This is a genomic window from Streptomyces sp. NPDC126510, assembly GCF_040302345.1.
Taxonomy (GTDB): domain Bacteria; phylum Actinomycetota; class Actinomycetes; order Streptomycetales; family Streptomycetaceae; genus Streptomyces.
Genome location: NZ_JBEORR010000003.1, coordinates 265232 through 277467, shown reverse-complemented (window position 1 = coordinate 277467; position 12236 = coordinate 265232). Strand labels below are relative to the sequence as shown.

Here is a 12236-nt window from a genome sequence, read left to right as displayed (position 1 = left end):
CGCGTTCCGCGGGTCGAAGATCGCGTGTGCGCGCCGTCCCCCGGCGGTGCCGGGTTCGTGGCGACCTGGATGGCGATACTCGACTACGTCCTGATCCCCGCGGCGGCGTGCCTGTTCTCCGGGGTGGCGATGAACGCGCTGGTCCCGGAGGTGTCACGGTGGGTGTGGACCGCGCCGACCGTCGTGACGACGCCGCTGAACCAGTGGGGCGTGCGGACCGCCGCCCGGGTGGGCTTCGTGGCGTTCGTGGGTGTGCTGTTCATCGCGCGGACGTGTCTCGTGGCGCTGCTGGAGCCGGTGTCCTCACCGCGTGTTGTCGGCGGTGCCCACTACCCTCGCGGGCATGGCTGTGAACACGACTCCGGAAGCCCCGCTGCCCGTCGGCGAGGTGTCGCGGCTCATCGGGGGCTGGATCGACCGGCTCGGGGCGGTGTGGGTCGAGGGGCAGATCACGCAGTTGTCGCGGCGGCCGGGTGCCGGTGTGGTGTTCCTGACGCTGCGGGACCCCTCGTACGACATCTCCGTCGGCGTCACCTGCTACCGGCAGGTGTTCGACGCCGTCGCGGACGTGGTGAGCGAAGGCGCCCGGGTCGTCGTCCTCGCGAAGCCCGAGTGGTACGCCCCGCGGGGACAGCTGTCGCTGCGGGCCGCCGAAATACGGCCCGTCGGGGTCGGTGAACTGCTCGCGCGGCTGGAGCAGCTGAAGAAGTCCCTCGCGCGGGAGGGGCTGTTCGCGCCGGAGCGCAAGAAGCCGCTGCCGTTCCTGCCGCAGCTGATCGGGCTGGTCTGCGGACGGGCCTCGGCCGCCGAGCGCGACGTCCTGGAGAACGCCCGGCACCGCTGGCCCGCCGTCCGCTTCGAGGTGCGCAACGTCGCCGTGCAGGGCGTGCACGCCGTGCCGCAGGTCGTGCAGGCGGTGAAGGAGCTCGACGCGCTCGACGACGTGGACGTGATCATCGTCGCCCGGGGCGGCGGCAGCGTGGAGGACCTGCTGCCGTTCTCCGACGAGCAGCTGATCCGCACGGTCGCGCAGTGCCGTACGCCGGTGGTGTCCGCCATCGGGCACGAACCGGACAACCCCCTGCTGGACCAGGTCGCCGACCTGCGCGCCTCGACGCCCACCGACGCGGCCAAGAAGGTCGTGCCGGACGTCGGCGAGGAGTACGAGCGGGTGCGGATGCTGCGGGACCGGGCGCGGCGGTGCGTGGGCGCCCTGGTGGAGCGCGAGGAGCGCGGGCTGGCGCACGCGCTGGCACGGCCGTCGATAGAGGATCCGCACCGGATGATCGATGGGCGGGCCGACCAGGTGGCGGACCTGCTCGACCGGGGCAGGCGGTGTCTGCGGCACCAGCTCGACCGGGCGGACTCGGAGCTGGCGCACACGCACGCGCGCGTGGTGGCCCTCTCTCCGGCCGCGACCCTGAAGCGCGGGTACGCCGTGCTGCAGAAGGCGGACGGGCACGCCGTCCGCGACCCGGGCGAGGTGGAGGCCGGCGAGGCCCTGCGCGCGCGGGTCTCCGAGGGTGAGTTCTCCGTACGAGTGGACACATAGGGTGGGTGGATGACCAGCGAGGTTGACGAGACACCGGGCACGAGCGAGGCGCTCGGGTACGAGCAGGCGCGGGACGAGCTGATCGAGGTCGTCCGGCGTCTGGAGGCGGGCGGTACGACGCTGGAGGAGTCCCTCGCGCTCTGGGAGCGGGGCGAGGAGCTGGCGAAGGTGTGCAGGCGCTGGCTGGACGGAGCCCGGGCGCGGCTGGACGCGGCGCTGGCGGAGGAGGCCGCGGAGGAAGCGGACGGGCGGTAACAGGGACCGTTCGGTTCGGGTGACACACGACACCCCCACATTAGTTGAACGTTGAACTTCAGTGGCGTACGGTCGAAGACGTCAGCCGATCTTCCGGACCAGACACGAGAAAGTGCATCCATGTCCCTCGTTCTTGACCCCGCCGCCCAGGACCTGCTGTTCCGCGAGGCCCGTTCCGCCAACACCTTCACCGACGAGCCGGTGACCGACGAGCAGGTGCAGGCGATCTACGACCTGGTCAAGTACGGCCCGACCGCCTTCAACCAGACCCCGCTGCGCATCACCCTGGTCCGCTCCCCCGAGGCCCGCGAGCGCCTGGTGGCGCACATGGCCGAGGGCAACCGGCCCAAGACGGCGAGCGCCCCGCTGGTGGCGATCCTCTCCGCGGACAACGAGTTCCACGAGGAGCTGCCGCACCTGTTCCCGGCCGCCCCGCAGATCAAGGACATCTTCTTCACCGAGCGCCCGGTCCGCGAGAACGCCGCCGCGCTGAACGCCACCCTCCAGGCCGCGTACTTCATCGTCGGTGTCCGCGCCGCCGGTCTCGCCGCCGGCCCGATGACCGGCTTCGACTTCGAGGGTGTCCGCAAGGAGTTCCTGGACGACGACCACACCCCGCTGATGGTCGTCAACATCGGCCGCCCCGGCCCGGACGCCTGGTACCCGCGCTCCCCGCGCCTGGAGTTCGACCAGGTCGTCACGACGATCTGAGCCGCCCCCGCGGACGCACACGAGGAAGGCCCCCGGCACCTGCGCCGGGGGCCTTCCTCATGCGCGCTCACTTCGTCTGCAGCGCCTCGGCCATCTTCGTCAGCTGTGCGAACGACGCGGTGCCCGTCACGACCGTCGTCGAGCCCTTCGTGCCCTCCAGGACCAGCGCGTCGTAGCGGCCGCCCTCGTAACGGGTCCAGGTCTCGCCGGCGATCTTCTCGCTCTTCCCGGTCTCGTGAGCGCCCTGGGTCGCCTCGTCCAGGAAGACGGGGCGGCGCTGAGTGGACTGCTCGACCGCCACGTACTCCCCCTCGGGATCGTGGAAGCCGAGGTGCCAGGCGTCGTACTCGTCGCCCCGGAAGCGGACGGAGGTGGCCTTCCATGCGTCGGACAGCCCCTCGGGAGCGGCCACGGGGTAGGAGGCGGCGCGGCGTGCCGTGAGCAGCTCGACCCGGTAGTCGACGGCCTTGACGTCGGGCGCGCTGTCGTCGTGCGGGATGAAGAGGTACACGAAGCCCGCCACCAGGATGATGATCCCCATCGAGAGGATCATGTCCCGCGCCGTCTTCTGCTTGCCGTTCTCGCCTGCCACGCCCCCTATCGTCGCAGGTCCCTGCCGCGCTCATCCGTGGGGGCCCCTGCTCATTTTGCGGACTCGGGGATAGAGTCGGGCGACAACACCCTCATCCGGCCGTCGCCGTACAGAAAGGTGCGCTCCGATGACCGAGCATCATCATTTGCCGTCCGAACTCGATGTGCCCTCCGAGGCCCCCGACCGCAACCTCGCCCTGGAGCTCGTCCGGGTCACCGAGGCGGCGGCGATGGCCGCGGGCCGTTGGGTCGGGCGGGGGGACAAGAACGGCGCCGACGGCGCCGCGGTGCGTGCCATGCGGACCCTCGTCTCCACCGTCTCGATGAACGGCGTCGTCGTCATCGGCGAGGGCGAGAAGGACGAAGCCCCGATGCTGTTCAACGGGGAGCAGGTGGGCGACGGGACCGGGCCCGAGTGCGACATCGCCGTCGACCCGATCGACGGCACCACGCTGACCGCGAAGGGCATGACGAACGCGATCGCGGTGCTGGCCGCCGCCGAGCGCGGGTCCATGTTCGACCCGTCCGCCGTCTTCTACATGGACAAGCTGGTCACCGGGCCCGAGGCGGCCGACTTCGTCGACATCAACGCCCCGGTGTCGGTGAACATCCGCCGGGTCGCCAAGGCGAAGCGGTCCGCGCCGGAGGACGTGACGGTGGTGATCCTGGACCGGCCGCGGCACGAGGGCATCATCAAGGAGATCCGGGAGACCGGGGCCCGCATCAGGCTGATCTCCGACGGCGACGTGGCCGGCTCGATCCTGGCGCTGCGGGAGGGCACCGGGGTCGATCTGCTGCTCGGCATCGGCGGTACGCCCGAGGGCATCATCTCGGCCTGCGCGGTGAAGTGCCTGGGCGGCACGATCCAGGGCAAGCTGTGGCCCAAGGACGACGAGGAGCGTCAGCGGGCGATCGACGCGGGGCACGACCTCGACCGGGTGCTGACGACCGAGGACCTCGTCACCGGCGAGAACGTGTTCTTCGTTGCGACCGGCATCACGGACGGCGAGCTGCTGCGCGGGGTGCGCTACCGGGCGGAGACCGCGACGACCGACTCGATCGTGATGCGGTCGCGGTCGGGCACGGTCCGCCGGATCTCCTCCGAGCACCGGCTGAGCAAGCTGCGGGCCTACAGCGCGATCGACTTCGACAAGGGCAAGTAGCGCCGCTCGGCCCGGGGGGCGCGGGTTGCGGCGCGGCCGCGGCGTGTACGTGGCGTCGCGCCCGCGGCGCAGCCGCATATCGATACAGCCCGCCCCCGAAGAAGGCCGGTTGAACCAAAGGGCGTCCCCGGTGCGGTGGGGACGCCCTTCTCGTGCTGCTCGGCCGTCAGCCGGCCGCGGCTATCCGGTCCGCCGGGCGGGCCGTCTTCTTCAGCTCCATCTCGCGGCGGCGCCGCCGGGCCAGGACAACGCGGCGTTCCGCGGCGGTGAGGCCGCCCCAGACGCCGTAGGGCTCGGGCTGGAGCAGGGCGTGTTCGCGGCACTCGACCATCACGGGACAGCGGGCGCAGACCCGCTTCGCCGCTTCCTCCCGGGACAGCCGCGCGGCGGTCGGTTCCTTGGAGGGGGCGAAGAACAGGCCGGCCTCGTCGCGCCGGCACACGGCCTCGGTGTGCCACGGGGCGTCCTGGTCCCTGTCTCGCGTCGGCACCCGCTGGGCCGGAACGGCAGCGACCTGCAGGGACGAATGCGGCGGTTGCAGCACGGTCTACTCCTGACGACGGCTTCGGGAGCGAGCGACGATGCAGCAAGGCCTACCCGCTGTACGCGCGCCTATGCACTGAGTTCCGAACCGCCGGTTTCGGTGGATTCGCGGCTGTCAATGCCCCAGATGCTTGCGCAAACCCTTGTCGACCTTCCGCTGCACCCGGTCCAGGATGTCCGCGACGATCTTGCCTCGCCTCGGCCGCGCCTCGACGCTGCCCAGGACGGCCCAGCCGTCGACGTAGACGATGGGGGCCTCCGGGTCGTCCGAGTCGAGCGTGGCCACCTCGAAGCTGCCGAGGACGCCACCGCCCATGCCGCGGAGCGACACGTTCTCCGGGACGCGGATGTCGACGCTGCCGAAGATCGCGAAGGACTTGACGACGACCTGCTGGTGGTCGAAGAGGGCCTCGCTGAGATCTATCTCGACACTGCCGAAGATCGCGTACGCGTGGATACGGCGGCCCGCGCGCCGGCGGCCCTTGCGGACGGCGCCGCTGAACACCGCGACCACGTTGTCGTCCGGGTCGATCGGGATGGCACCGGCGGTGGGGCGCCAGGGGGCGGGGGTGTGGGCGGGGCCGGGGCTCCGGCGGTGGGCAGCGGGCAGGTCCCGCACGAAGACCTCCAGCTCGCCGACCGTCTTGGCGCGCAGCACCCCCTCGACGCGCTCGGCGTGCTCGTCCGCGGTGAGGCGGCCCTCGGCCAGGGCGTCGTGCAGGAGGTCGGCGATGCGGTCGCGCTCGGCGTCGGAGGCGCGGAGCTCGGAGGCGGCGGGCGCGCCCTGCTGCCGGAGATCCGGCTTCTGGAGGTCCTGCTTCTGAAGGTCCACGGCAGCAGCGTACCGAAACACGATAGATCGCGATAGCCCCCCTTCGGGGCCGACGTGACGAACTGAGCCTTACCTCACAGGCTCGCTGTCAGCGGCAGGTTCTACGCTGGTTGGCGCTCGCCAACGGAGGCGGGCCGCCGTCCGTCGAGTGAGGAATGGGCTGAGATGCCTGAGTTCGCGTACACCGATCTGCTCCCGCAAGGGGAGGACACCACGCCCTACCGACTGGTGACCTCCGAGGGTGTCTCCACGGTGGAGGGGCCGGACGGGCGGACCTTCCTCCAGGTGGAGCCGGAGGCGCTGCGCAAGCTCGCCGAGGAGGCCATCCACGACATCCAGCACTACCTGCGCCCGGCCCACCTCGCGCAGCTGCGCCGCATCATCGACGACCCCGAGGCGTCGGGCAACGACAAGTTCGTGGCGCTGGACCTGCTGAAGAACGCGAACATCGCGGCGGCCGGAGTGCTGCCCATGTGCCAGGACACGGGCACGGCGATCGTGATGGGCAAGCGCGGACAGAACGTGCTGACCCAGGGCCGCGACGAGGAGGCCCTGAGCCGCGGCATCTACGACGCGTACCAGAACCTGAACCTGCGCTACTCGCAGATGGCTCCGCTCACCATGTGGGAGGAGAAGAACACCGGCTCCAACCTCCCCGCGCAGATCGAGCTGTACGCGGCCGACGGCGGCGCCTACAAGTTCCTCTTCATGGCGAAGGGCGGCGGCTCGGCCAACAAGTCGTTCCTGTACCAGGAGACGAAGGCCGTTCTGAACGAGTCCTCCATGATGAAGTTCCTGGAGGAGAAGATCCGTTCGCTGGGCACGGCGGCCTGCCCGCCCTACCACCTGGCGATCGTGGTCGGCGGTACGTCCGCCGAGTACGCGCTGAAGACCGCGAAGTACGCCTCCGCGCACTACCTCGACGAGATCCCGGCGGAGGGCTCCGAGCTCGGGCACGGCTTCCGGGACCAGGAGCTGGAGCAGAAGGTCTTCGAGCTGACGCAGAAGATCGGCATCGGTGCGCAGTTCGGCGGCAAGTACTTCTGCCACGACGTGCGCGTGGTGCGCCTGCCGCGGCACGGCGCCTCGTGCCCGGTGGCCATCGCGGTGTCCTGCTCCGCCGACCGCCAGGCCGTCGCCAAGATCACCGCCGAGGGTGTCTTCCTGGAGCAGCTGGAGACGGACCCGGCGCGGTTCCTGCCGGAGACCACCGACGAGCAGCTCGACGAGAGCGGCGACGTCGTGAAGATCGACCTGAACCAGCCGATGGAGACGATCCTCGCGGAGCTCACCAAGTACCCGGTGAAGACCCGTCTGTCCCTGACCGGCCCGCTGGTCGTGGCGCGTGACATCGCGCACGCCAAGATCAAGGAGCGGCTTGACGCGGGCGAGGAGATGCCGCAGTACCTGAAGGACCACCCGGTGTACTACGCCGGTCCGGCCAAGACGCCCGAGGGTTACGCGTCGGGCTCCTTCGGCCCGACGACGGCCGGCCGGATGGACTCCTACGTGGAGCAGTTCCAGGCGGCGGGAGGCTCCAAGGTGATGCTCGCCAAGGGCAACCGCAGCAAGCAGGTCACCGACGCGTGCGACGCCCACGGCGGCTTCTACCTCGGCTCCATCGGCGGCCCGGCCGCCCGTCTCGCCCAGGACTGCATCAAGAAGGTCGAGGTCGTCGAGTACGAGGAGCTCGGCATGGAGGCCGTCTGGAAGATCGAGGTCGAGGACTTCCCGGCCTTCATCGTCGTCGACGACAAGGGCAACGACTTCTTCCAGGACCCGGCGCCCGCGCCCACGTTCACCTCCATTCCGGTACGCGGACCCGGACTCGCCTGACCACGGCGGTGATGATTCGCCTCCGCGGGGAACAGTGGTCGCGGCGCTGACGCTGTGACACGTGGAGGTGATCGTCGATGACCGACGAGCAGAACAGGACCGAGTACCGCACCGAGCACGACTCCATGGGCGAGGTGCGGGTGCCCGCGCACGCCAAGTGGCGGGCCCAGACCCAGCGGGCCGTGGAGAACTTCCCGGTCTCCGGGCAGCGCATCGAGCGTGCGCACATCGAGGCGCTGGCCCGCATCAAGGGCGCGGCGGCCAAGGTCAACGCCGAGCTGGGGGTCCTGGACAAGGACATCGCCCAGGCCGTCCAGGAGGCGGCCGGGGAGGTCGCCGAGGGCAGGTGGGACGAGCACTTCCCGGTCGACGTGTTCCAGACCGGGTCCGGGACCTCGTCCAACATGAACACGAACGAGGTCATCGCCACCCTGGCGAGCGAGCGGCTGGGCAGCGCCGTGCACCCGAACGACCACGTCAACGCCTCCCAGTCGTCCAACGACGTCTTCCCCTCCTCGATCCACATCGCCGCCACCGCCGCCGTGACGCGCGACCTCATCCCGGCCCTGGAGCATCTCGCCGCCTCCCTGGAGCGCAAGGCCGAGGAGTTCGCCGACGTCGTGAAGTCCGGGCGGACGCACCTCATGGACGCCACGCCCGTGACGCTGGGCCAGGAGTTCGGCGGGTACGCGGCCCAGGTGCGGTACGGCATCGAGCGTCTGGAGGCCTCCCTCCCCCGGCTCGCCGAACTGCCCCTCGGCGGTACGGCCGTCGGTACCGGCATCAACACCCCGCCCGGCTTCTCCGCCGCCGTCATCGAGGAGGTCGCACGGACGACCGGGCTGCCTCTCACCGAGGCCCGCGACCACTTCGAGGCGCAGGGCGCCCGGGACGGCATCGTCGAGACCAGCGGCCAGCTGCGGACCATCGCGGTGGGGCTGACGAAGATCGCCAACGACCTGCGCTGGATGTCCTCCGGGCCGCGCACCGGTCTCGCGGAGATCGCCCTGCCCGACCTTCAGCCCGGCTCCTCGATCATGCCGGGCAAGGTGAATCCGGTCATTCCCGAGGCCGTGCTGATGGTGGCCGCCCAGGTCGTGGGCAACGACGCCACCGTCGCGACCGCCGGCGCCGCCGGGAACTTCGAGCTGAACGTGATGCTGCCCGTCATCGCCAAGAACGTGCTGGAGTCGATCCGGCTGCTCGCCAACGCGACGCGGCTGCTCGCCGACCGCACCGTCGACGGCATCACCGCGAACCGCGAGCGGGCGCGGGAGTACGCCGAGTCCTCCCCCTCCGTCGTGACCCCGCTGAACAAGTACATCGGGTACGAGGAGGCCGCGAAGGTCGCCAAGAAGGCGCTGGCCGAGCGGAAGACGATCCGTCAGGTCGTGCTGGACGGCGGGTACGTGGAGCGCGGGGACCTGACCGCGGAGCAGCTCGACGAGGCGCTCGATGTCCTGCGGATGACGCACCCGTGACGAAGGGACTCCTTCGTGTGCCCGGCGCGTGAACCGTGACACGCGCCGCAGCGTCGTATGCCTACGGCACCTAATATCTGGTCATGGCAGACGGTGGAGCGATGAGACGCGTGGAAACGGGTGGTGCGGCAGGCTTCTGGGCGCCCGGGAGCCGGATCCTGTGGCGGTACCGGGAGAACGGCGGCACGCAGGTGCACATCGCGCGGCCCGTCACCGTCGTCCGGGACGACGCGGACCTGCTCGCCGTGTGGCTGGCGCCCGGCACCGAGTGTGTGAAGCCCGTGCTCGCCGACGGCACCCCCGTACACCTGGAGCCACTGGAGTCGCGCTACACCAAGCCGCGGACCGTGCAGCGCGACCGGTGGTTCGGCACGGGCGTGCTGAAGCTGGCCCGGCCCGGCGATCCCTGGTCGGTGTGGCTGTTCTGGGAGCCGGGCTGGCTGTTCAAGAACTGGTACGTGAACCTGGAGGAACCTCTGGCACGTTGGGCGGGCGGCGTCGACTCCGTCGACCACTTCCTGGACATCTCCGTCCATCCCGACCGCAGTTGGCACTGGCGGGACGAGGACGAGTTCGCCCAGGCCCGCCGGGACGGGCTGATGGACGACCAACTGGCGGAAAAGGTACAGGAGGCGGGACGGAAGGCGGTGGAGGTGATCCACGCCTGGGGGCCGCCGTTCTCGGAAGGCTGGCAGCACTGGCGCCCGGACCCCTCCTGGGCTGTACCGTCACTGCCGGAGGACTGGGATCGTACGCCCGCGCATGTGTCCTCATGAGACCCTTGCTGCGCCCCCGGGCAAGAAACGTAGGATCGTCCTCCGCAAGGGCGCGCGGCGACAACTACCGGAGCACGCGCTGGGCTTGACCGATCGTCACCGAGGGGCGGCAGGACGTGAGCGAGGGGTACGAGGGCAACACCGGCAGGGCCTGCGCCACAGGCCCTGTGGGCCGTCAGAAGGCCCCCGCGGGCCGCAGACGGTCCGTCGGTGGCACAGGAACAACCTCTGACCACGCGGGAATTCCGTTCCTGGGGCACGTAATCCGGGTATCGGAATTTCGGCGGGACCAACTGCGCGCGCGGCGCGCAGCTCCGGACGGATGGATTCGACACGCGTGACGGAGCAGCCGACCTCGTTCGAACGCCCCCAGGCGGGCGACGACCCCGCGGACCCCCGCGGGGCTCTCGTGCATACCCCGGCACCGGCGCGTGCGCCCGGCGCCTTACCGGTACATGGCCGCCCAGGCGGCGACGTCAGCGTTCCGGTCACGACGGCACACAGCACGCCGGGCACGTCGGAGCCGGGCACCTCCACGCCGTTCGGCAAGGGCAAGGACACCGTGAGCGACCCCGCCTCCGAGCACTCCCAGCCGGGTGCCGAGCAGACCGCCGAGCGCGAGACGCCTCGGCCGCGCCCCGCCCCCGAGGGCATTCCGGTCCAGCCGGCCGACGAACAGGACCGGCCGCCGGTGAACAGCGACGGGCAGGAGCGGCGCAGCGGCCAGAGCCTGCCGCCCGGCCGCCCCACGCCGATGCGGCGGGACGGCGACCGGCTCAGGTTCGTGGGGGCCGCCACCCGGCGGATCGCCCGCGGCATCGACCTCGACGAGATCGTCATGGGGCTGTGCCGGGCCACCGTGCCCACCTTCTCCGACGCGATCCTGGTCTATCTGCGCGACCCACTGCCCGTCGGCGACGAGCGGCCCACCGGCCCGCTGGTGCTGCGGCTGCGCCGCACCGACCGGATACCGGCGGAGCGCGACACGGAGAACGGCTTCCTGCCGGCCGCGCAGCCCGAGCCGAACGAACTCGACACGGTCGGCGCCGAGCTGTGCGAGGTACGGCCCGGCAGCGCCCTCGCCGAAGTGCTGCGCGGGGTGCGCCCGGTGTTCACCGACGCCCCCGCAGCCCGCGCCGCGCTGCCCGAACTGCTCGGGGAGGACGGCGAGTTCGCCGTGCCCGACGGGCAGCGCGCGATCCTCGCCCCGCTGCGCGGACGGCGCCGGGTCATCGGTGCCGCCCTGTTCCTGCGCCGCCCCGAGCGCAACGCGTTCGACCCGGACGACCTCCTGGTCGCCGCCCAGCTCGCCACGCACAGCGCCCTCGGCATCGACAAGGCCGTGCTGTACGGCCGCGAGGCCTACATCGCGGACGAGCTGCAGCGCACCATGCTGCCCGAGACGCTCCCCCGCCCGACGGGCGTGCGGCTGGCCTCCCGTTACCTGCCGGCGGCGGAGACGGCCCGGGTGGGCGGCGACTGGTACGACGCGATCCCGCTGCCCGGCAGCCGGGTCGCCCTGGTCGTCGGTGACGTCATGGGCCACTCCATGACCTCGGCCGCCATCATGGGCCAGCTGCGCACCACGGCCCAGACCCTCGCCGGTCTCGACCTGCCGCCGCAGGAGGTCCTGCACCACCTCGACGAGCAGGCCCAGCGTCTCGGCGTGGACCGCATGGCGACGTGCCTCTACGCCGTGTACGACCCGGTATCGCACCGCATCACCATCGCCAACGCCGGTCATCCGCCGCCCGTCCTGCTCCACCTGGGCGGCCGCGCCGAGGTGCTGCGCGTGCCCGCCGGTGCCCCGATCGGGGTGGGTGGCGTGGACTTCGAGGCGGTGGAGCTGGACGCGCCCGCCGGTGGGACACTGCTGCTCTACACAGACGGCCTGGTCGAGTCCCGGCTGCGCGACGTGTGGACCGGCATCGAGCAGCTGCGGGAGAAGCTCGCCGCGGTCGCTCAGCTCACCGGGCCGGACCATCCGCCGCCCCTGGAAGCGCTGTGCGACGAGGTGCTCGACATGCTCGGCCCGGGCGACCGGGACGACGACATCGCGCTGCTCGCCGCCCGCTTCGACGGGATCGCGCCCAGCGACGTGGCGTACTGGTTCCTGGAGCCGGAGGACGCGGCCCCCGGCCGAGCCCGCCGGCTGGCCCGGCGCGCGTTGCAGCGCTGGGGGCTGGAGGAACTCAGCGACTCCGTCGAGCTGCTCGTCAGCGAGGTCGTGACGAACGCCGTGCGGTACGCGTCCCGGCCGGTCACGTTGCGGCTGCTGCGCACGGATGTGCTGCGCTGTGAGGTCGGCGACGACGTGCCGCAACTGCCGCGACTGCGCCAGGCACGCGCCACCGACGAGGGCGGGCGCGGGCTGTACCTGGTGAACCGGCTGGCCCGGCGCTGGGGCGCGACCCGGCTCAGCACGGGCAAGGTCGTCTGGTTCGAGCTGAACCGCGGCTGACGGAGCCCCGAGAGCACGACGAACACGCCGAAGGG

Annotated in this window: 11 protein-coding genes and 1 pseudogene; 9 read left to right on the top strand and 3 right to left on the bottom strand. The window is 71.2% G+C overall.

Annotation, left to right across the window (positions count from 1 at the left end):
- Positions 1-45: 45 nt before the first annotated feature.
- The 4 genes and pseudogenes from ABTX60_RS05235 to ABTX60_RS05220 all read left to right on the top strand — a co-directional run.
- A pseudogene (locus ABTX60_RS05235) lies at positions 46-241 on the top strand (amino acid permease); the annotation flags it as partial.
- A gap of 102 nt (positions 242-343) precedes the next feature.
- A complete protein-coding gene (gene xseA / locus ABTX60_RS05230) occupies positions 344-1552 on the top strand; it encodes an exodeoxyribonuclease VII large subunit (RefSeq protein WP_352095699.1) in 1209 nt (402 codons plus the stop codon).
- A 9-nt stretch (positions 1553-1561) separates the two neighbouring features.
- Positions 1562-1807 carry an exodeoxyribonuclease VII small subunit gene (locus ABTX60_RS05225; protein WP_352095698.1) on the top strand — a complete coding sequence of 82 codons (246 nt, stop codon included), beginning with the start codon at positions 1562-1564 and terminating at the stop codon, positions 1805-1807.
- Between the two features lie 120 nt (positions 1808-1927).
- Positions 1928-2518: a malonic semialdehyde reductase gene (locus ABTX60_RS05220; protein WP_352095697.1), complete on the top strand. Its 591-nt coding sequence runs from the start codon at positions 1928-1930 to the stop codon at positions 2516-2518.
- Positions 2519-2585: 67 nt separating this feature from the next.
- Here ABTX60_RS05220 and ABTX60_RS05215 read toward each other — a convergent pair whose 3' ends face one another.
- Positions 2586-3110 (bottom strand): DUF4245 domain-containing protein, encoded by a 525-nt coding sequence (locus tag ABTX60_RS05215; RefSeq protein ID WP_352095696.1) that lies wholly within the window; start codon positions 3108-3110, stop codon positions 2586-2588.
- Positions 3111-3237: 127 nt separating this feature from the next.
- Between ABTX60_RS05215 and glpX the strand changes: the two genes are divergently transcribed.
- Complete coding sequence (gene glpX, locus ABTX60_RS05210; protein ID WP_352095695.1) at positions 3238-4272, top strand: class II fructose-bisphosphatase; 1035 nt, start codon at positions 3238-3240, stop codon at positions 4270-4272.
- A 166-nt stretch (positions 4273-4438) separates the two neighbouring features.
- Here glpX and ABTX60_RS05205 read toward each other — a convergent pair whose 3' ends face one another.
- The gene (locus tag ABTX60_RS05205) at positions 4439-4816 is read right to left on the bottom strand and encodes a WhiB family transcriptional regulator (protein ID WP_352095694.1); all 378 of its coding nucleotides are present in this window, start codon (positions 4814-4816) and stop codon (positions 4439-4441) included.
- 114 nt (positions 4817-4930) lie between these two features.
- Positions 4931-5647 carry a DUF1707 SHOCT-like domain-containing protein gene (locus tag ABTX60_RS05200; RefSeq protein WP_352095693.1) on the bottom strand — a complete coding sequence of 239 codons (717 nt, stop codon included), beginning with the start codon at positions 5645-5647 and terminating at the stop codon, positions 4931-4933.
- A gap of 165 nt (positions 5648-5812) precedes the next feature.
- Between ABTX60_RS05200 and ABTX60_RS05195 the strand changes: the two genes are divergently transcribed.
- The 4 genes from ABTX60_RS05195 (at position 5813) to ABTX60_RS05180 (ending at position 12201) form a co-directional block, all read left to right on the top strand.
- The gene (locus ABTX60_RS05195) at positions 5813-7483 is read left to right on the top strand and encodes a fumarate hydratase (RefSeq protein ID WP_352095692.1); all 1671 of its coding nucleotides are present in this window, start codon (positions 5813-5815) and stop codon (positions 7481-7483) included.
- Between the two features lie 77 nt (positions 7484-7560).
- Entirely contained in the window at positions 7561-8964 is a 1404-nt protein-coding gene (locus tag ABTX60_RS05190) for a class II fumarate hydratase (protein ID WP_352095691.1), read from the top strand.
- 83 nt (positions 8965-9047) lie between these two features.
- The gene (gene fomD / locus ABTX60_RS05185; protein WP_352095690.1) at positions 9048-9740 is read left to right on the top strand and encodes a cytidylyl-2-hydroxypropylphosphonate hydrolase; all 693 of its coding nucleotides are present in this window, start codon (positions 9048-9050) and stop codon (positions 9738-9740) included.
- Positions 9741-10062: 322 nt separating this feature from the next.
- The gene (locus tag ABTX60_RS05180) at positions 10063-12201 is read left to right on the top strand and encodes a SpoIIE family protein phosphatase (protein WP_352095689.1); all 2139 of its coding nucleotides are present in this window, start codon (positions 10063-10065) and stop codon (positions 12199-12201) included.
- Positions 12202-12236 lie beyond the last annotated feature (35 nt).